Raw genomic sequence first — 20,390 nt, forward strand, 5'->3', positions numbered from 1 at the left:
CCGCCGCGGGTGCGCCCCTTGCGCGCTTCCGCCTCCCCGCCGCCGGGCGGGGGGCTGCGGCTAGCCCGCCAGGCAGGACGGGCCGAGCAGGACCTTCAGGTCGCCGAAGAGCGCCGGGTCGGGCTTGACCCGGTGCCGGTCAAGGCGCAGCACGGTGGTCTTGCGTGGGCCCTGGAGCTTGATCCGGACCTCGCTGTCGCCCTTGTGGTGGCTGAGGATCTCGCCGAGGCGGCTGACCATGGGCGGAGTGACCCTGGTGGCCGGGATGGTGAGGATCACCGGCGCGTTGGTGCCCGCGTTGGACAGGTCCGGGACCATCAGCTCCATGGCGACGAGCCGGGGCACGTCCTCGCGCTTGTCGAGGCGGCCCTTGACGAACACCACGGCGTCCTCGACGAGTTGGGTCGAGATGAGCTGGTAGGTCGCCGGGAAGAACATGCACTCGATGGAACCGGCGAGGTCCTCGACGGTGGCGATCGCCCAGGCGTTGCCCTGCTTGGTCATCTTGCGCTGCAGGCCCGAGATGATGCCACCGATGGTGACCACCGCGCCGTCCGCGTGCTCGCCGCCGGTGAGCTGGGCGATGCCCGCGTCGGCCTTGTCGGACAGCACGTGCTCCAGACCGAAGAGCGGGTGGTCGGAGACGTACAGACCGAGCATCTCCCGCTCCTGGGCGAGCAGATAGGTCTTGTCCCACTCCTCGTCGGTGAACTGCACGTCGAGTCCGAAGCCGGGCTCGCTGCTGGTCTCCTCGCCCATGCCGCCGAAGAGGTCGAACTGCCCCTCGGCCTCCTTGCGCTTGACGGCGACCACGTTGTCGATCATCGGCTCGTACTGCGCCATGAGCCCCTTGCGGGTGTGGCCCATGGTGTCGAAGGCGCCGGCCTTGATCAGTGATTCCGTGGTGCGCTTGTTGCACGCGACCGCCTCGACCTTGTCGAGGTAGTCGGGGAAGGACGCGTACTTGCCCTTCGCCTTGCGGCTCTTGATGATCGACTCGACCACGTTGGTGCCGACGTTGCGCACGGCCTCGAGGCCGAAGAGGATCACGTCGTCGCCCTGGGCGGCGAAGTTGTGCACCGACTCGTTGACGTTCGGCGGGAGCACCTTGATGCCCATGCGGCGGCACTCGTTGAGGTAGACGGCCGACTTGTCCTTGTCGTCCTTGACGGACGTGAGGAGGGCGGCCATGTACTCGGCCGGGTAGTTCGCCTTCAGGTAGGCGGTCCAGTAGGTGACCAGGCCGTACGCCGAGGAGTGCGCCTTGTTGAACGCGTACCCGGCGAAGGGGACCAGCACGTCCCACAGGGCCTGGATCGCCGCGTCCGAGAAGCCGTTCTTGCGGGCGCCCTCCTGGAAGATGGTGAAGTTCTTCGCCAGTTCCTCGGGCTTCTTCTTGCCCATCACGCGGCGCAGGATGTCGGCCTCGCCGAGCGAGTAGCCGGCGACGATCTGCGCGGCCTTCTGCACCTGCTCCTGGTACACGATGAGGCCGTAGGTCAGGCCGAGCGTCTCCTTCAGGGGCTCCTCGAGCTCCGGGTGGATCGGCGTGATCTCCTGCCGGCCGTTCTTGCGCTCGGCGTAGTTCGTGTGCGAGTTCATGCCCATCGGGCCCGGCCGGTACAGGGCCGAGACGGCGGAGATGTCCTCGAAGTTGTCGGGCTGCATCTGGCGCAGCAACGAGCGCATCGGGCCGCCGTCGAACTGGAACACGCCGAGCGTGTCACCGCGGCAGAGCAGTTCGTAGGTCTTCGGGTCGTCGAGCGGGACCTCGAGGAGCTGGAGCTTGACGCCCTTGTTGGCCTCCACCATCTTCACGGCGTCGTCCATGATGGTGAGGTTGCGCAGACCCAGGAAGTCCATCTTGATCAGGCCGAGGGACTCGCACTGCGGGTAGTCCCACTGCGTGATCGTCACGCCGTCCGTGTGCCGCACCCAGACCGGGGCGTGCTCGATGATCGGCTCGCTGGACATGATGACGCCGGCGGCGTGCACGCCCATCTGCCGGACCAGGCCCTCCACACCGCGCGCGGTGTCGATGACCTTCTTCACGTCCGGCTCGTTCTCGTACATCCCCCGGACCTCGCCCGCCTCGTTGTAGCGGGGGTGCGAGGGGTTGGTGATGCCGTCGAGGTCGATGCCCTTGCCGAGGACGTCGGCGGGCATCGCCTTGGTGATGCGGTCGCCCATCGCGTAGGGGTAGCCCAGCACGCGCGCGGAGTCCTTGATCGCGTTCTTCGCCTTGATCTTGCCGTACGTGCCGATCATGGCGACCTTGTCGGCGCCGTACTTCTCGGTCACGTACCGGATCACCTCGACGCGCCTGCGCTCGTCGAAGTCGATGTCGACATCGGGCATGGAGACGCGTTCGGGGTTGAGGAAGCGCTCGAAGATCAGTCCGTGCTCGATCGGGTCGAGGTCGGTGATGCCCATCGCGTACGCGACGATCGAACCGGCGGCGGAACCTCGGCCCGGGCCCACGGCGATGCCGTTGTTCTTGGCCCACATGATGAAGTCGGCGACGACGAGGAAGTACCCCGGGAACCCCATCTGGATGATGATGTCCATCTCGTAGTCCGCCTGCTTCTGGCGGTCCTCCGGGATGCCGTTCGGGTAGCGGCGGTGCATGCCGCGCCGCACTTCCTCCTTGAACCAGGTGACGTTGGTGTAGCCCTCCTCCGGGATGTCGAACCGAGGCATGAGGTCGCGCTTCTCGAACATGCCGGTGGTGTCCACCATCTCGGCGACCAGGAGCGTGTTGGCGCAGCCCTGCTGCCAGGCGTCCGAGGAGTCGATGGCGTACATCTCGTCCGTGGACTTCAGGTAGTAGCCGGTGCCGTCGAACTTGAAGCGGTCCGGGTCGGAGAGGTTCTTGCCGGTCTGGATGCACAGCAGGGCGTCGTGGGCGGCCGCCTCGTGCGCGTACGTGTAGTGCGAGTCGTTGGTGACCAGCGGGGGGATGCCGAGCTTCCTGCCGATCTCCAGGAGACCCTCGCGGACCCGGTGCTCGATGTCGATGCCGTGGTCCATCAGCTCCAGGAAGTACTTGTCCTTGCCGAAGATGTCCTGGTAGTCGGCGGCGGCCTTGAGGGCCTCCTCCTCCTGCCCCAGGCGCAGCCGGGTCTGGACCTCTCCGGAGGGGCAGCCGGTGGAGGCGACGATCCCCTCGGACCACTGGGCGATGGTCTCCTTGTCCATCCGGGGCCACTTCTGCAGCCAGCCCTCGGCGTAGGCGTCGGAGGAGAGACGGAAGAGGTTGTGCAGACCGGTCTTGTTCACCGCCCACATCGTCTTGTGGGTGTAACCACCGGAACCGGAGACGTCGTCCCGCTTCTGGTGCGGCTGGCCCCACTGGATCTTGCGCTTGTTGCGCCGGGACTCGGGGGCGACATACGCCTCGATCCCGATGATCGGGGTGACTCCGGCCTTCTGTGCGGAATGGAAGAAGTCGTACGCCCCGTGCAGGTTGCCGTGGTCGGACATGGCGATGTGCGTCATGCCCATCTCGTTGCAGGCATTGAACATGTCCTTGAGCCGCGCGGCACCGTCCAGCAGCGAGTACTGGGTGTGGACGTGCAGGTGCGTGAAGGGCGGCTTTGACACGGTATGGCCTCCGACGGAAAACACGGGGGGACGGATGGGCGGACAGTTCTGGGGTCAGCGTCGAAGTCTATGCCCCGGCACTGACACTCGCGGGCGTTCCCTGCGTACCTTCGTGCGGGAACCGGGCACTCCCGCGTGGCGTCGCCCGTTGGAGACGGCAGAAACGCTGTCGTACAGGTATTTGCACCAGGAGGCACCCCGCGATGTCGGTCCACCGGCTCAACGACGAGGAGCGCGGCGAGGAGATCCTCGCCGTCTTCGACACCGCCTTCGGCCGGCTCCTGGCCGCCGACCCGGCCGCGTTCCGGGTGAAGTTCCGCAAGATGGCGGCCTCGGCGTTCGCGTTCTACCGGGGCACGGCGTGCCTCTTCTACCACGACCTGGCTGCGAACCATGAGTTCGGGTCGAAGCGGGGTGGTCCGTTCCTGGACGACCGCACCTCGCGCGTGTGGATCCACGGCGACCTGCACGCGGAGAACTTCGGCACGTACATGGATTCCAACGGCCGCCTGGTCTTCAACGTCAACGACTTCGACGAGGCCTACGTCGGCCCCTTCACCTGGGACCTGAAGCGCTTCTCGGCCTCGATCGCGCTCATCGGATACGCGAAGGCGCTCAGCGACGAGCAGATCACCGAGCTGGTGGAGACCTACGCGCTCGCCTACCGCGAGCGCATCCATGCCCTGGCCACCGGCGCGAAGAGCGACGAGGTGCCGCCGTTCACCCTGGACACCGCCGAGGGCCCGCTGCTGGGCGCCCTGCGCACCGCCCGCTCGCTGACCCGCTTCGAGCTGCTGGAGTCGATGACCGAGATCCGCGAGTACGAGCGCCGCTTCGCGCCGGACGGCGGCGCCATCGAGCTGGACGCCGCGACCCGCTACAAGGTACTGGCCGCCTTCGACGGCTATCTGGAGACCCTGCCGGACGCCTCGCTGGCCCGGCCCGACTCCTACCGCGTGAAGGACGTGGTCGGCCGCCGGGGCATCGGCATCGGCTCGGCCGGGCTGCCGTCGTACAACATCCTCCTCGAGGGCCACAGCGACGCCCTGGAGAACGACGTCGTGATCTACATCAAGCAGGCCCAGACCCCGGCCGTCTCGCGGCACGTCACCGATCCGGCCATCGCCGGCTACTTCCAGCACGAGGGGCACCGCACGGTGATCTCCCAGCGCGCCCTGCAGGCGCACGCCGACCCGTGGCTGGGCTGGACCGAGCTGGACGGCGCGGGCCAGCTGGTCGCCGAGGTCTCGCCGTACGCCGTCGACCTGGACTGGAGCGACATCGACGACCCCGAGGAGATCGCGCAGGTCGTCGCCGACCTGGGCCGGGCCACGGCGGCCATGCACGCGGCGGCGGACGACCAGTCCGGCGAGTCCCTGGTGCCCTTCTCCACCGAGCGGGCCATCGACGCGGCGATCGCGGCCGACGAGGAGGGCTTCGCGCCCGTCCTGGTGGACTTCGCGCACGCCTACGGCGCACGCGCGCGTGCGGACCACCAGATCTTCGTCGACCTGTTCCGCAACGACCGCATTCCGGGGCTGTAACCTTCGCGGACTCACAGGCACTCTTTAGGGGTCTCTTACTCTCGTACGTGACACACTCTTCTCTCGCTATGGACATATCCGGGACCCAGCTCAGAGCCGTGCGCGCGGCGCTGTTCACGGCCTTCGTCGTGACGCTCAGCACCGCGTCGCACGTGCTGCTGTCCCGGGCCCCGCTGCCGGCCGCGACGGTGGCGGCGGTGGCCGCCGGGGTCTTCGTCACCGCTTACGCGCTGGCGGGCCGCGAGCGCGGCTTCGGCCGGATCGCCGCCCTGCTGGTTCCGCTGGAGCTGGCCGCCGACACGGTGTTCACCACCGGCCAGCACACCTGCTACGGCCAGGCGGGCGGCCCGGTCGCGGGTCCGCTGCGCGCCTTCGGCTTCGACGTGCTGTGCGACGGCCGGGTGGGCACCCCGCTCGCGCAGGTGACCGGCAGCCCGGACCGCTCGGCCGCGCTGCTCGCGCACGCCACCCCGGCCGCCGCCTGGCTGCTGCTCGCCGCGCACGTCTGTGTGGGACTGCTGGCCGCGGCCTGGCTGCGCCGGGGCGAGCGGGCGCTGACCCAGCTGCTGCGCGCGGTCGCCGCCACCACCTTCCGGCCACTGCTGCTGGCGGTCGCCGTGGTGGGCGTACGGCTCCGGCCGGTCCGCCGGCTGCCCCGCCCCGCCCCGCGGCCGGTCGCCGCCCGCGGCCTGCTCCTGGTTCACTCCCTGGGACGGCGTGGACCTCCGTGCTCACCGGCATTCGCCTGAGCACGATCAGTCCCCCACACGTATCCCGCGTACGGCATGTGCGCGTCCCATATGGAGATCACCACTATGAGCAAGCGGAACAGCCAGGCAGCGAAGACACAGGCCCGGGAGCGGCTGCGCCAGGAGCGCGAGCGGCAGGCCAAGCGCGACAAGGCCAGGCGGCAGGTCATCGTGGCCGCCTCGGTCGTGGCCGTACTGGCCGCGGCCGGCGGCATAGGTTACGCCGTCGTCCAGGCCAACAAGCCCGGCTACTGGGAGGGCATGAAGACCGCCAAGGTCGTCGCGCCGGCCCACACGACGGGCACGAACGGCACCACCGTCGTCATCGGCAAGGACAGCGCCAAGAAGACCCTCAAGATGTACGAGGACCCGCGCTGCCCGGTGTGCGCCCAGTTCGAGGAGAGCGTCGGCACGACCCTCAAGAAGGACATCGACGACGGCAAGTTCAAGTACCAGTACGTCGGCGCCACGTTCATCGACGACAAGGACAACGGCCAGGGCTCCAAGAACGCGCTGAGCGCCCTGGGCGCCGCGCTGAACGTCAGCGACGAGGCGTTCCTCGAGTACAAGTCCGCGCTCTACTCCACGAAGTGGCACCCGGACGAGACGGTCGACAAGTTCAAGGACGACAACTACCTCATCCAGGTCGCCGACACCGTCCCCGCGCTGAAGGGCAACGCGCAGTTCCAGAACGCGGTCAAGAAGGGCACCTACGACGCCTGGGCCATGGCGATGTCGAAGACCTTCGACAACAACAAGGACGGTGTGACCGGCACCCCGGGCTTCGTCATGAACGGCAAGCAGCTCAACGGCGGCAAGGTGATCCTGACGGTGCCCGACTTCAACAACGCGATCGACGCGGCCATGAAGGGCTGACGACCCGTCGGAATTCGACTGCCGGGTGAAGAGCGGGCGAACTTTCCCGGTTCGCCCGCTCTTTTGTTCGTACCGGTCAGTAACCTCGTCGGTCGTGACCAGTCGAAACCGATCGTCCGAGGTGCTTCGCGGCCTCGGCCCCCTCTCTCCCCGCCGCCGTACGGTCGTCAAGGCCGCGGCGGCGACCGCTGTGCTGGCGGGTCCGCTCGCCGCAGCCCTTCCGGCGCGCGCGACCAACCAGGCCCCGTCTTTCCTCCACGGCGTCGCCTCCGGCGACCCGCTGCCCGACGGCATCCTGCTGTGGACCCGGGTGACCCCGACCGCCGAGGCCCTGCCGGGCTCCGGGATCGGCCCGGACACCAAGGTGAGCTGGGTCGTCGCCACGGACAAGGCGCTGACGAACGTCGTCGCCAAGGGATCCACCACCGCCACGGCCGCCTCCGACCACACCGTGAAGGCCGACATCCGCGGCCTGCAACCGGCGACCGACTACTGGTTCCGGTTCTCGGCCGGCGGCACCGACTCCGCGGTGGCCCGCACCCGTACCGCCCCGGCGGCGGACGCCGCCGTGGCCGGGCTGCGCTTCGGCGTGGTCACCTGCGCCAACTGGGAGGCCGGCTACTTCGCCTCCTACCGTCACCTCGCGGCCCGCAGCGACCTCGACGCCTGGCTGCACCTGGGCGACTACATCTACGAGTACAAGTCCGGCGAGTACGCGGCCCGCGGCAAGGTCGTCCGCCCGCACGCGCCCGCCAACGAGATCATCACGCTCACCGACTACCGGATCCGGCACGGCAAGTACAAGACCGACCCCGACCTGCAGGCCCTGCACCTGAAGGCACCGGTCATCGCGATCTGGGACGACCACGAGTTCGCCGACAACGCCTGGTCGGGCGGCGCGGTCAACCACACCGAGGGCGCCGAGGGCACCTGGGCCGCCCGCAAGGCCGCCGCCAAACAGGCCTACTTCGAGTGGATGCCGGTCCGCCCCGCCGTCGAGGGCACCACCTACCGACGGCTGCGCTTCGGCAAGCTCGCCGACCTGTCCCTGCTGGACCTGCGCTCCTTCCGCTCCCAGCAGGCGAACGCGGGCAGCGGCTCGGTGGACGACCCGAACCGCACGATCACCGGACGCGCCCAGCTCGACTGGCTGAAGGCCGGGCTGAAGGCCTCCGACACCAGGTGGCGGCTGGTGGGCAACTCGGTCATGATCGCCCCGTTCGTCATCGGCTCGCTCACCGCCGACCTGCTGAGGCCGCTCGCCAAGCTGCTCGACCTGCCGCAGGACGGCATCGGCGTGAACACCGACCAGTGGGACGGCTACACCCACGACCGCCGTGAGCTCCTCGACCACCTGCGCTCGAACGCCATCGGCAACACCGTCTTCCTCACCGGTGACATCCACATGTCCTGGGCCAACGACGTGCCGGTGGACGCGGGCACGTATCCGCTGTCGCCGTCGGCGGCCACCGAGTTCGTGATCACCTCGGTGACCTCCGACAACCTCGACGACATCGTCAAGGTCCCCGAGGGCGTGGTCTCCGCGGTCGCCGCGCCGCTCATCGAGGCCGCCAACCGGCACGTCCACTGGGTCGACACCGACCGGCACGGCTACGGCGTCCTGGACATCACCGCCGACCGGGCGCAGATGGACTACTACGTCCTGTCCGACCGCACCGACCCGAACGCGACGTCCAAGTGGGAGCGTTCGTACCGCACCCGCAGCGGCACGCAGAAGGTCGAGCGGACCTACGACCCGGTGTAGCGGTTGCTCCGAGCTGTACAGGAGGCAACCAGCGGCAGACGACTCCCAGCCGCCGGCCTGGGTGTGGTCCGGGCACTTCCCGTGGCTGGTCCACCCGCCCAAGGAGTGCTTCCCCGGCTGAGGCCTCCGGCGCGGCACGACGCCGGCGGTCGTGACCGAGGGGCCGGCCCGGTCATGCGCACATGGCCCGGGCCGAGCCCGTCCCTACGCCGCCTCCAGGCTGTCGAGGAAGCCGAGTGCCACCCGCCAGGTGGCCTCGGCGGCCTCGGCGTCGTAGTCGGGCAGCTCGGGGTCGGTGTACAGGTGCCCGGCCCCCGCGTAGCGGTAGACCTCCACATCCGCGCCGGTCCGGCCCATCTGGAGATACCAGGCGCTCAGCCAGTCGTCCGTCTCGAACGGGTCCGGCTCGGCCACGTGCAGCTGCACCGGCAGGTCGTCCGCCTGCGCGTTCGGCGCGATGTCCGACGTGCCGTGCAGAAGCAGCAGCCCGCGCGCCTTGTCGTCACCGAGGGCGAGGGTCTGGGCGATGGAGGCGCCCAGCGAGAAGCCCGCGTACACCAGCCCGCGATCGGAGTACGGCGCCGCCGCGAGCACGGCCCGCTTCAGCAGCTCGTCCTTGCCGATCTCCTCCTTGTACGCCATGCCCTCCTCGACGGTGTCGAACGTGCGGCCCTCGAAGAGGTCGGGCGTCCACACCTCGTGGCCCGCCGCGCGCAGCCGGTCCGCGGCCTCGCGCACCGCGGGCCTGAGGCCGTAGGTCGAATGAAAGAGCATGATGTTCATGAGGCCATGGTGCCAGCCGGTGCGACGCCACCGGAGCCGCCGTGTCCAGGGACGCCGCGAACTCACATGTTCATGCCCGCCGGGCACCGGTTAGAAGCGCAGGCATGGAAGACGCACTCCGCCCTGTGATCGTGATATGCGCCTCCGTGCTGATCACCCTGGCCATCGGGTGGGCCACCGACCGGCTGCTGCACAAGGCCGCCGAACGCAACCACGACTCCCCGCTGTGGGAGCTGCTGCGCCGCGCTCGCATCCCTTACCAGCTCGTGCTGTGCACCGCCCTGCTCCGCGGATCGTACGACCAGACGAAGGTGCTGGAGCGGCACCAGGCCGGCATCGCCCGGACCCTGACCCTGGTGCTGATCGGCTCCGCCGCCTGGCTGGTGATCCGGATCGCCGCCGCGGTCGTCGAGACCACCTACAGGCGCTATGCGCGCGTCCACCAGGACGCGGCCCGGGTCCGCCGGGTGCGCACCCAGGTGGAGCTGATCATGCGGGTGGTCTCCGCGATCGTCATCGTCGTGGCAATCGCCTCCATGCTGCTCACGTTCCCGGCGATGCGCGCGGCCGGGGCCTCGCTGCTGGCCTCGGCAGGCATCCTCGGCATCGTCGCCGGGGTCGCCGCCCAGTCGACGCTGTCCAACATGTTCGCCGGGCTGCAGATCGCCTTCGGCGACATGGTGCGCATCGGCGACACGGTCGTCGTGGACGGCGAGTGGGGCACGGTCGACGAGATCACTCTGACCTTCCTGACGGTACGGACCTGGGACGAGCGCCGGATCACCATGCCGGTGTCGTACTTCACCTCCAAACCCTTCGAGAACTGGTCGCGGGGCACCCCGCAGATGACCGGCACCGTCTTCTGGCACCTCGACCACAGCGCGCCCGTCGAGGCGATGCGCGAGAAACTGCGCGACATCCTGCGCGAGTGCCCGGCGTGGGACGGCCGTTCCTACAGCCTGGTGGTGACGGACAGCACGCCGAGCACCCTCCAGGTGCGCGCTCTGATGACCGCGAAGGACTCCGCCGACATCTGGACGGTTCGGGTCGCCGTCCGCGAGCAGATGATCACCTGGCTGGTGCGGGAACACCCCTATGCGCTCCCCCGGGTCAACACCGCCGCCGCGGTACTCCCGCCGCACCACCTCCCCTCCCTCGACGGCACGTCCCTGCGCAAGGACCACGCGCACCCACGCACCGGCCGGCCCTGACCGGTCCGCCGGCCGGACTCGGCACCGCGCGGCTCAAGGCGTCACTGCCCGCGCTCCGCGCCGCCGTTGACCTGGATCACCTGGGAGGTGACGTGCCCGGCGGCGGGCGAGGCCAGCCAGTGCAGCGTCGCCGCCACGTCTCCCGGTGTCCCGGCGCGGCCGGTCAGCGTGTCGCCGACGAGCCTCGCCCGCCGGGCCTCGTCCATGGTGTCCCCGAAGAACTCGGTGTCCTCGACGAACCCCGGCGCGACCACGTTCACGGTGATGCCGCGCGGCCCGAGCTGCCGGGCCAGGTCGTGCGCGTACGGGTGCAGGCCGGCCTTGGCCGCCGCGTAGGCGCCGGTGCCCGAACCCCGGTAGGCGGCGATGGAACTGACGAAGAGCACCCGCCCGCCGGGCTCGGCGAGCCGGCTCTTGAGCGCTTCGGTGAGGAGCGCGGCCGTCAGCGCGTTCTGTCTGAAATTGACTGTCCAGTCGTGGGCCACCCGGTCCAGGGGGTCCTCGCTGCCGGACGGCGGCTCCAGATGCCCGGCGCCGCCCGCGCTGTGCACGAGCACGTCGACGGTGCCGAACTCCTCGGCGACGAACCGGGCCACCCCGCGGACCTGACCGGGCTCGGAGAGGTCTGCCGCACGGGTGAGCGCCCCGGGCACACCGGCCTTCTCCAGCACCTCGGCCCGCCGCCCGAGCAACAGCACCCGGTCCCCGTCCGCGGCGAACGCCTGCGCTGTCGCCAGCCCGATGCCCGTACCGCCTCCACTGATCACGATGTTGCGCGTCATGATCCGAGAGTAGGCACGGACCGCCGGGCAGTGCCGGAGTTTTCCACAGCCGTCATACATTTGTACGACTGACAAGCCGCCCTGTGCACAATCGCCTGCGCCCGCCGGCCGCACGCCCCGCGCGCCTCACCGCAGGCTGCGCACGTCTAGATGGCGCAGCACCCGGTCCACGATCTCCGGGTCCGACCCCGGCTCGCTCCGCGCCGCCAGCACCTCGTGACGTGCCGCGCTCATCATCTCGTTCTGGATGCGCCGGATGCGCTTGAGCCGCCTGGCCCGCTGGTACTGCGCCTCCCGGCGCTCCTCCTCCCCCATGTCCGGGCTGATCCGGATGCCGATGTCGAAGGCGCGCCGCAGCATCTGCTCCGCCAGGTCCTCGGGCAGATCCTCCACCTGCTCGATCTCCCGCAGCCTGCGCCTGGCCGCCTTGGCCGCGCGCACCGCCAGCTCCTTCTCGAACTCCTTCTCCCGTTCGGAGTCGGTCCGCACCCCCAGCCGCTTGACCAGCCACGGCAGGGTGAGCCCCTGGAGCACCAACGTGACGACGATGACCCCGAAGGCGATGAAGACGATCTCGTCCCGGTCGGGGAAGGGGGAGCCGGCGTGGGTCTTGAGCGGGACGGCCAGTGCGAGTGCCACCGAGGCCACCCCGCGCATCCCCGACCACCACATCACCACGGTCTCCCGCCAGCTGACCGGGATCTCCTCGTCGTAGTCCCGCCGCGCGTGCAGCCGTTTGGTCAGCCAGGTCGCGGGCAGCAGCCACATCAGCCGTACGACGATCACCACGCCGACGACGGCCGCGGCCCAGCCGAGCAGCTCCCCCCAGCGGCCCGCGGCCGTACGGATGGCGTTGTGCAGCTCCAGACCGATGAGCCCGAAGGCCACACCGGTGACGAGGGTGTCGATGATGTCCCAGAAGGTGTGCCCGGCCAGCCGGGTCATGACGTCATCGGCGTCGGTGGCGTACTCGGCGAGGAAGAGCGCCGTGGTGAGCACCGCGAGCACCCCGGAGCCGTGCAGCTTCTCCGCGAGCACGTAGGAGGCGTACGGCACCAGCAGGGTCATGCCGATCTGCAGGGTCGGATCGCCGAGCAGGTCCATCAGCCTGTTCGCACCCCAGCCGAGCAGCAGGCCGACGGCCACCGCGACGACCGCGGACAGCACCAGGTCCAGCCCGGCCCGCCATGCCGAGAAGGTGCCGCTCACGACCGCGGCGATCGCCACGTGGTACAGCACGATGGCCGTGACGTCGTTGAAGAGTCCCTCGCCCTCCAGGATCGACACCAGGCGGCGCGGCAGCCCCAGCTGTCCGGCCACGCTGGTCGCGGCGACCGGGTCGGGCGGGGCGATCAGCGCGCCGAGCGCTACGGCCGCGGCGATCGGCAGCCCGGGCACGATGGCGTTCGCGACGTACGCCACGCACACGGTCGTCACGAACACCAGGGCGACGGCCAGCAGGAAGATCGGCCGGATGTTGGCCGCGAACTGCCGCCAGGAGGTGCGGCGCACGGCGGCGTAGAGCAGCGGCGGCAGCAGCCCGGGCAGGATCAGCTCGGGTGGGATGTCCACGTTGGGCACGAAGTCGGCCACCGCGAGGGCTCCGCCGAACAGCGTCATCAACACCGGCGCCGGCACCCCGAACCGGTCCGCCACCGGCACGCTCACCAGGGCCCCCAGCAGCAGGACGAACAGCAGGGCCAACTGGTCCACGGCCGGCGCTCCGGGAGTCGACGATCACACGGCAGATCTCAAGCCTGCCATCCGCCCGCCGGGAGCGCGCGCCGCTACAGGGCCCGGCGCATCGCCCGGTGCGGCATGTCCGCGTCCGGGAACTCGGGGCCGTACGCCGCGTAGCCGAGGCGCTCGTAGAAGCCCAGTGCCTGGGTCTGTGCGTGCAGGTCCACCGCGGTGAGGCCACGCGCGCGTGCCGCGTCCTCGATGGCCCGCACCAGGGCCGCGCCGACTCCGAGCCCGCGCGCCGCCCGGGAGACGGCGAGCCGCCCCAGGGAGCCCACCGACGCGTCCGCGCCGGTCTTGGCGACGGCCGCCTTGCCGGACAGCAGCCGCCCGGTGCCGAGCGGCACACCGTCCTCGCGGATCGCCAGCACATGCACGGCGCCGGCGTCGTAGGCGTCGTACTCGATGTCCTCGGCAACGCCCTGTTCGTGCACGAAGACCTCCTTGCGGACCGCGAAGCAGGCTTCGCGGTCGGCGACGTCCTCGGCGACCCGGACGGTGTACGGCGCCGCGCTCACGCGTACGTCTCCTCGCGGACCTGGTCGAGGGCCTCCTGCAGGTCCTCGGGGTAGTCGCTGTGGAACTCCACCCACTGCCCGTCCGCGGGGTGCTCGAAGCCGAGCCGCACGGCGTGCAGCCACTGGCGGGTCAGGCGCAGCCGCTTGGCGAGCGTCGGGTCGGCGCCGTAGGTGAGGTCGCCGACGCAGGGGTGGCGGTGGGCGGCCATGTGGACGCGGATCTGGTGGGTGCGGCCGGTCTCCAGCTTCACGTCCAGCAGCGAGGCGGCGCGGAACGCCTCGAGGAGGTCGTAGTGGGTCACGGAGGGCTTGCCGTCGGCCGTGACCGCCCACTTGTAGTCGTGGTTCGGGTGTCGGCCGATGGGGGCGTCGATGGTCCCGCTCGTCGGGTCCGGGTGGCCCTGGACCAGGGTGTGGTAGCGCTTGTCGACCGTGCGCTCCTTGAACTGGCGCTTGAGCGAGGTGTACGCCCGCTCCGACTTGGCGACCACCATCAGGCCCGAGGTGCCGACGTCCAGGCGGTGCACGATCCCCTGGCGCTCGGCGGCGCCGGAGGTGGAGATCCGGTACCCGGCGGCGGCCAGGCCGCCGATGACGGTGGGGCCGCTCCAGCCCGGCGAGGGGTGCGCGGCCACGCCGACCGGCTTGACGATGACGACCACGTCATCGTCGTCGTGCACGATCTCCATGCCCTCGACCGGCTCGGCGACCACCTGCACCGGCGCGGGCGCCTGCGGCATCTCGACCTCGAGCCAGGCGCCGCCGCGCACCCGCTCGGACTTGCCGACCACCGCGCCGTCGACCTGCACCTTGCCGGCCGCGGCCAGCTCGGCCGCCTTCGTGCGAGAGAAGCCGAACATGCGGGAGATGGCGGCGTCGACACGCTCGCCCTCCAGGCCGTCGGGCACGGGCAGGGTACGGATCTCGGGAATCGTGCTCACCCGTCGAGTATGCCGGACGGCCCCGACGGCCCCGAACGTGCCTGTGGACAACTCGAGCGACCAGGGCCTGTCCGGCGGAAAGTTGCAGGAAGGCCACAGCGACCGACGACAACGCCGCAGACGGGCGCGCCGGCCCCCGCATCTGCGGCATGACCCGCCGGTCAGGTCCTAGTCCTCGTGGACCGTGCCGTCCGGGTCCAGGCCGCGGAAGGACAGCAGCACGATCAGGATGCCGCCGCACACGATCGCCGAGTCGGCCAGGTTGAACACCGCGAAGCCCTTGGGGGCGATGAAGTCCACGACCTCGCCCTCGAAGATCCCGGGCGACCGGAAGATGCGGTCGGTGAGGTTGCCGAGCGCACCGCCGAGCAGCAGGCCGAGGGCGATCGCCCAGGGGAAGCTGTAGAGCTTGCGGGCCAGTCGGATGATCACCACGATCACCGCGGCGGCGATCAGCGTGAAGATCACCGTGAACGCGGCTCCGAAGCCGAAGGCGGCACCGGGGTTGCGGATGGCGTGCAGCTCCAGCAGGTCCCCGAGCAGCTTGATCGGCTCGTGACCCTCCAGCTTGGCGACCACGAGCGTCTTGCTGATCAGGTCGAGGGCGTACGCGAACGCGGCCACCGCGAACAGCACGGCGATCCGTCGCCCGCGACCGTCGCGCGCCTGCGCCGGGGCCTTTGGCCGGCCCTCCCCGGACGCACCGGTCCCGGCGGACGCGTCGGAACCCGCCGGCACGCCGGCCGCCGCCGTCTGCTCGCCGCCGTCGTCCGGGGTGTCCGGCGTACCGATGATGCGCTCCGCCTCTGCCACGTGAGTCCCTCAGCCTAGGTACCTGACTGAGGACGAGACTACGGCACGGCCGCGCGGCCCCTCACGCTCAGGAGCGGCGTTCCTGCTTCTGCTTGCACTCCACACACAGCGTGGCCCGCGGGAAGGCCTGCATCCGGGCCTTGCCGATGGGGTTGCCGCAGTTCTCGCACAGACCATAGGTGCCTGCGTCCAGCCGTTCCAGCGCGTGCTCGTTCTGGATCAGCATCTCGCGCGCGTTGGCGGCGAGCGCCATCTCGTGCTCGCGCGTGATGTTCTTGGTCCCGGTGTCGGCCTCGTCGTCGCCCGCACCGTCCCCGGAGTCCCGCATCAGGCCCACGAGGGAGGCCTCGGAGGAGCTGATCTCGGCGCGCAGCCGCTCCACCTCGGACAGCAGTTCGGCACGGGCCTGCGCGACCTCTTCCGGGGTCCAGGGGTCCTCGCCGGGGCGCACCGCCAGCTCGCCGGGGTCCGCCGCGGCGAGCCGTGCCTTGGGAACGGCGCTCTGTGCGGCCGTGGCCGTGCCAGGAGTCTTCTTCGCAACCACTGTCGTGGCTCCCGTCTGCTTCGCGGCCCGCGCCGCGCCCGCTTTCTTGGCCGTGCTCTTCCCGGCCGTCTCCGTGGAGACGGCCGGGGCAGCCGCCTTCTTCCTGGCGCCGGCCTGCTTCGCCGCCGACTCCTCGGCGGTCGCCTCCTTCACCGCCACCCCCTTCGCCGCCGCCTTCTTCCCTGCCGTTTTCCCGGCCTTCTTTGCCGTCTTCCCGGCCGCCCGCTCCTCGACCGCGGCCTTGTTCACGGTCTTCTTCTTCGCGGTCTTCTTCGCGGCTTTCGCCGTCACTGCCGTCGCGCCCGTCGCGGCCTCCGTAGCCTCCTCGGCCCCCTTGGCCTCAGCGACCTCCGCGGGCTCAGCCGCCTCCGCGGTCTTGGTCGCGGTCTTCGCGGTGGTCTTCTTCGCAGCCGTCCTCCCGGCCGCAACCGTCCGCGCGCCGGCCATCCCGGCCGGAGCCTCCTTCGCGGCCGCCCGTACAGCGGCCTTCTTCGCCGTCGCGTTCCTGACCGGTGCCTTGTCGACCGGCGTCGTGTTCGCCGGCGCCTTCTTCGCGGCCGTCTTCTTGGCGGCCGTGCCCTTCGCGGCCGTCCTCTGCGCGGCCGAGCCCCTGGCCCGGCCGGTCGACGGCTGCTGTACGGCGGTCTCTTTCGCCACCATGGCCGCGGCCCCTTCACATATTGTGATCTTGCTCGCGAATCGTGCTGGGACGATAAATCGACTTGAGTCCCGCGGCAACGGGGCACACCGCCCGATTCGCCCGCCCGCACCCCCCGAGCAGCGGGCCTGCATCCGTTGTGCCCAGCTCCCCGCCGGGTAATCCGCCGGGACGGCCCGGGCCGCAGGTGCCCCCGCCCGCCCTCGCCATTCGGGGCATCCCGCCCGGCCCCGAGGCATACGGCCCCGCCCCGCGGAAAACCGGTCGGCCGCTGTCCGTGCGGCGCCGTACACTGGGCGGAGCGAGAAGCGTGGATGGGGACGAGTAGCGGCGTACGCAGCCCAGAGCGACCCGGGGACGGTGTGAGCCCGGGGGCGAGCGCGACGTGAAGATCACCCCGGAGCCGCCGGAAGAAAGCCGCAGCCGTAGGGCTGGGGCCGGTAGAACCGGCTTCGCGACCCCAATGAGGGGGCTCACCGGCGCGTACGGCGCGACGGAGGGCCAAGGAGGGTGGTACCGCGGGAGCGCGCCGCACACGGCGTAGACAGGATCGAAGGCTCTCGTCCCTCCGACGGAAGGCAGCAAGTCCGTTGGAGGATGCTCGCAGATGACAGCGCCGACGTACCGCCAGGTGCCCGCACAGGTCGACCTGCCCGCTCTTGAGCACGCCGTGCTCGACTTCTGGCGCGAACAGAAGATCTTCGCCAAGAGCCTGGAGCAGTCCGAGGGCCGCCCCGAATGGGTGTTCTACGAGGGCCCGCCCACCGCGAACGGCATGCCCGGCGCCCATCACATCGAGGCGCGCGTCTTCAAGGACGTCTTCCCGCGCTTCCGGACCATGCGCGGCTACCACGTGGCCCGCAAGGCCGGCTGGGACTGCCACGGCCTGCCGGTGGAGCTGACCGTCGAGAAGGAGCTGGGCTTCTCCGGCAAGCAGGACATCGAGGCGTACGGCATCGCCGAGTTCAACGCCAAGTGCCGCGAGTCCGTGCTGCGCCACACCGACGCCTTCAAAGAGCTGACCAGCCGGATGGGCTACTGGGTCGACCTGGACGACGCCTACGTGACCATGGACCCCGAGTACATCGAGTCGGTCTGGTGGTCGCTGAAGGAGATCTTCTCCAAGGGCCTGCTGGTCCAGGACCACCGCGTCGCCCCCTGGTGCCCACGCTGCGGCACCGGCCTGTCCGACCACGAGCTGGCGCAGGGCTACGAGACGGTCGTCGACCCGTCCGTGTACGTCCGTTTCCCGCTCACCTCCGGTCCGCTCGCGGGCGAGGCCGCGCTCCTGGTGTGGACGACGACCCCGTGGACCCTGGTGTCCAACACGGCCGTCGCCGCGCACCCGGAGGTCACCTACGTCGTCGCGACCAACGGCGAGGAGAAGCTCGTCGTCGCCGAGCCGCTTGTCGCCAAGGCGCTCGGCGAGGGCTGGGAGACCACGGGCCAGAGCTTCACCGGCGCCGAGATGGAGCGCTGGACGTACCAACGTCCGTTCGAGCTGGTGGAGTTCCCGAGCGTCAGCGAGGGAACCGACGGGCACGGTCCGGCTTCGGCGCACTTCGTCGTCAACGCCGAGTACGTCACGACCGAGGACGGTACGGGTCTGGTCCACCAGTCCCCCGCCTTCGGTGAGGACGACCTCAAGGTCTGCCGCGCCTACGGCCTGCCCGTCGTGAACCCCGTCCGCCCGGACGGCACCTTCGAGGAGGACGTGCCGATGGTCGGCGGCGTCTTCTTCAAGAAGGCGGACGAGAAGCTGACCGAGGACCTCCAGCAGCGCGGCCTGCTGTTCAAGCACATCCCGTACGAGCACAGCTACCCGCACTGCTGGCGCTGTCACACCGCGCTGCTCTACTACGCACAGCCCTCCTGGTACATCCGCACGACGGCGATCAAGGACCGTCTCATCCAGGAGAACGAGAAGACCAACTGGTTCCCTGAGACAGTCAAGCACGGCCGCTTCGGCGACTGGCTGAACAACAACATCGACTGGGCGCTGTCCCGCAACCGCTACTGGGGCACCCCGCTGCCGATCTGGCGCTGTGAGGACGACCACCTCACCGTCGTCGGCTCCCGCGCGGAACTGACCGAGCTGACCGGCACCGACCAGTCGGCCCTCGACCCGCACCGGCCGTACATCGACGAGGTCACCTTCGCCTGCCCGCACGAAGGCTGCGGCAGCACGGCCACGCGCGTGCCGGAGGTCATCGACGCCTGGTACGACTCGGGCTCGATGCCCTTCGCGCAGTGGGGCTACCCGTACAAGAACAAGGAGCTGTTCGAGAGCCGCTACCCGGCGCAGTTCATCTCCGAGGCGATCGACCAGACCCGTGGCTGGTTCTACACGCTGATGGCCGTCGGCACGCTGGTCTTCGACAAGTCGTCGTACGAGAACGTCGTGTGCCTCGGCCACATCCTGGCCGAGGACGGCCGCAAGATGTCCAAGCACCTGGGCAACATCCTGCAGCCGATCCCGCTCATGGACGCCAACGGCGCGGACGCGGTGCGCTGGTTCATGGCGGCCGGCGGCTCCCCGTGGGCGGCCCGCCGGGTGGGCCACGGCACCATCCAGGAGGTCGTGCGCAAGACTCTGCTGACGTACTGGAACACGGTCGCCTTCCAGGCGCTGTACGCCCGTACGTCCGAGTGGGCGCCCAGCGCGGCGGACCCGGCCCCGGCCGAGCGCCCGCTGATCGACCGCTGGCTGCTGTCCGAACTGCACGCCCTCACCGACCAGGTGACCCAGGCGCTGGAGGCGTACGACACCCAGCGTGCCGGCAAGCTGCTGTCCGCGTTCGTCGACGACCTGTCCAACTGGTACGTCCGCCGCTCGCGCCGCCGCTTCTGGCAGGGCGAACAGGCCGCGCTGCGCACGCTGCACGAGGTGCTGGAGACGGTCACCAAGCTGATGGCGCCGATCACCCCGTTCATCACCGAGCGGGTGTGGCAGGACCTGATCGTGCCGGTGACCCCGGGCGCGCCGGAGTCGGTGCACCTGGCCGCCTGGCCCAAGGCCGAGCTGTCGGCGATCGACCCGGAGCTGTCGAAGCAGATGGTCCTGGTCCGCCGGCTGGTGGAGCTGGGCCGTGCCACGCGCGCGGAGTCGGGCGTCAAGACTCGTCAGCCGCTGTCCCGCGCGCTGATCGCCGCGACCGGCTTCGATTCCCTGGACCGCGAGCTGCACACCCAGATCACCGAGGAGCTGAACGTCTCCTCGCTGGCGTCGCTGTCGGATTCCTCCGCCGGTCCAGCGGGAGGCGGCAGCCTGGTGGACACCACCGCCAAGGCCAACTTCCGTGCGCTGGGCAAGCGGTTCGGCAAGCGGGTGCAGGACGTGGCGAAGGCGATCGCCGGTGCCGACGCCGCCGCGCTGTCGCTGGCGCTGCGCGAGGGCACCGCGTCGGTGGAGGTCGACGGTGAGACGGTCACCCTCGCCCCGGACGAGGTGATCATCACAGAAACCCCGCGCGAGGGCTGGTCGGTGGCGTCCGACTCCGGTGCCACGGTGGCGCTGGACCTGGAGATCACCGAGGAACTGCGGCAGGCGGGCCTGGCCCGTGACGCGATCCGGCTGATCCAGGAGGCCCGCAAGAACAGCGGGCTGGACGTGGCCGACCGGATCGCCCTGCGATGGACATCGACCGACCCCGGGGTGATCGCGGCCTTGTCCGAGAACAGCGAGTTGATCGCCGACGAGGTTCTGTCGACGGACTTCCAACAGGGTGAGGCCGACGACAGCTTCGGTGAGCCGTTCACCGACGAGGGGCTGTCTCTCTCATTCCGGCTGCGGAAGGCGTAAGCGCCGAGTCGTGCCAGAAGGGCCCGGTCTCCCTGGGGAGGCCGGGCCCTTCTTCATGGGT

General features: G+C 70.1%; 14 protein-coding genes. 6 read left to right on the plus strand and 8 right to left on the minus strand.

The genetic code is table 11. The features are described from left to right. Positions 1-60 precede the first annotated feature (60 nt). The gene (gene dnaE, locus GQF42_RS13290; RefSeq protein WP_158919839.1) at positions 61-3,603 is read right to left on the minus strand and encodes a DNA polymerase III subunit alpha; all 3,543 of its coding nucleotides are present in this window, start codon (positions 3,601-3,603) and stop codon (positions 61-63) included. 203 nt (positions 3,604-3,806) lie between these two features. On the opposite strand from dnaE, the gene GQF42_RS13295 reads away from it, so the two are divergent. The 4 genes from GQF42_RS13295 to GQF42_RS13310 all read left to right on the plus strand — a co-directional run bounded on the left by GQF42_RS13295 (position 3,807) and on the right by GQF42_RS13310 (position 8,537). Further along, positions 3,807-5,147: a DUF2252 domain-containing protein gene (locus tag GQF42_RS13295; protein ID WP_158919840.1), complete on the plus strand. Its 1,341-nt coding sequence runs from the start codon at positions 3,807-3,809 to the stop codon at positions 5,145-5,147. A 68-nt stretch (positions 5,148-5,215) separates the two neighbouring features. After that, positions 5,216-5,896: a hypothetical protein gene (locus GQF42_RS13300; RefSeq protein ID WP_158919841.1), complete on the plus strand. Its 681-nt coding sequence runs from the start codon at positions 5,216-5,218 to the stop codon at positions 5,894-5,896. Between the two features lie 66 nt (positions 5,897-5,962). Next, positions 5,963-6,772: a thioredoxin domain-containing protein gene (locus tag GQF42_RS13305; protein ID WP_158919842.1), complete on the plus strand. Its 810-nt coding sequence runs from the start codon at positions 5,963-5,965 to the stop codon at positions 6,770-6,772. Between the two features lie 94 nt (positions 6,773-6,866). Beyond that, positions 6,867-8,537, plus strand: a complete 1,671-nt coding sequence (locus tag GQF42_RS13310) for an alkaline phosphatase D family protein (protein WP_158919843.1) — start codon at positions 6,867-6,869, stop codon at positions 8,535-8,537. Between the two features lie 204 nt (positions 8,538-8,741). Here GQF42_RS13310 and GQF42_RS13315 read toward each other — a convergent pair whose 3' ends face one another. Further along, positions 8,742-9,320 (minus strand): dienelactone hydrolase family protein, encoded by a 579-nt coding sequence (locus GQF42_RS13315; protein ID WP_158919844.1) that lies wholly within the window; start codon positions 9,318-9,320, stop codon positions 8,742-8,744. Positions 9,321-9,424: 104 nt separating this feature from the next. On the opposite strand from GQF42_RS13315, the gene GQF42_RS13320 reads away from it, so the two are divergent. Then, positions 9,425-10,531 carry a mechanosensitive ion channel family protein gene (locus tag GQF42_RS13320; RefSeq protein ID WP_158919845.1) on the plus strand — a complete coding sequence of 369 codons (1,107 nt, stop codon included), beginning with the start codon at positions 9,425-9,427 and terminating at the stop codon, positions 10,529-10,531. 41 nt (positions 10,532-10,572) lie between these two features. Here GQF42_RS13320 and GQF42_RS13325 read toward each other — a convergent pair whose 3' ends face one another. The 6 genes from GQF42_RS13325 to GQF42_RS13350 all read right to left on the minus strand — a co-directional run bounded on the left by GQF42_RS13325 (position 10,573) and on the right by GQF42_RS13350 (position 16,529). After that, positions 10,573-11,313, minus strand: a complete 741-nt coding sequence (locus GQF42_RS13325) for an SDR family NAD(P)-dependent oxidoreductase (RefSeq protein ID WP_158919846.1) — start codon at positions 11,311-11,313, stop codon at positions 10,573-10,575. Positions 11,314-11,439: 126 nt separating this feature from the next. Further along, positions 11,440-13,026: a Na+/H+ antiporter gene (locus GQF42_RS13330; protein ID WP_158919847.1), complete on the minus strand. Its 1,587-nt coding sequence runs from the start codon at positions 13,024-13,026 to the stop codon at positions 11,440-11,442. Between the two features lie 74 nt (positions 13,027-13,100). Then, positions 13,101-13,571: a GNAT family N-acetyltransferase gene (locus tag GQF42_RS13335; RefSeq protein ID WP_158919848.1), complete on the minus strand. Its 471-nt coding sequence runs from the start codon at positions 13,569-13,571 to the stop codon at positions 13,101-13,103. Beyond that, on the minus strand, positions 13,568-14,512 hold the full coding sequence (locus GQF42_RS13340; protein ID WP_158919849.1) for an RluA family pseudouridine synthase: 945 nt from the start codon (positions 14,510-14,512) through the stop codon (positions 13,568-13,570). Before GQF42_RS13340 ends, GQF42_RS13335 begins: the two co-directional genes overlap by 4 nt. Positions 14,513-14,680: 168 nt before the next feature. Next, complete coding sequence (gene lspA, locus GQF42_RS13345) at positions 14,681-15,325, minus strand: signal peptidase II (protein ID WP_158919850.1); 645 nt, start codon at positions 15,323-15,325, stop codon at positions 14,681-14,683. 67 nt (positions 15,326-15,392) lie between these two features. After that, the gene (locus GQF42_RS13350; protein ID WP_158919851.1) at positions 15,393-16,529 is read right to left on the minus strand and encodes a TraR/DksA family transcriptional regulator; all 1,137 of its coding nucleotides are present in this window, start codon (positions 16,527-16,529) and stop codon (positions 15,393-15,395) included. 605 nt (positions 16,530-17,134) lie between these two features. Here GQF42_RS13350 and ileS point away from each other — a divergent pair. After that, positions 17,135-20,329 carry an isoleucine--tRNA ligase gene (ileS, locus tag GQF42_RS13360; protein WP_158919852.1) on the plus strand — a complete coding sequence of 1,065 codons (3,195 nt, stop codon included), beginning with the start codon at positions 17,135-17,137 and terminating at the stop codon, positions 20,327-20,329. Positions 20,330-20,390 lie beyond the last annotated feature (61 nt).

The organism is Streptomyces broussonetiae (assembly GCF_009796285.1).
GTDB classification, from domain to species: domain Bacteria; phylum Actinomycetota; class Actinomycetes; order Streptomycetales; family Streptomycetaceae; genus Streptomyces; species Streptomyces broussonetiae.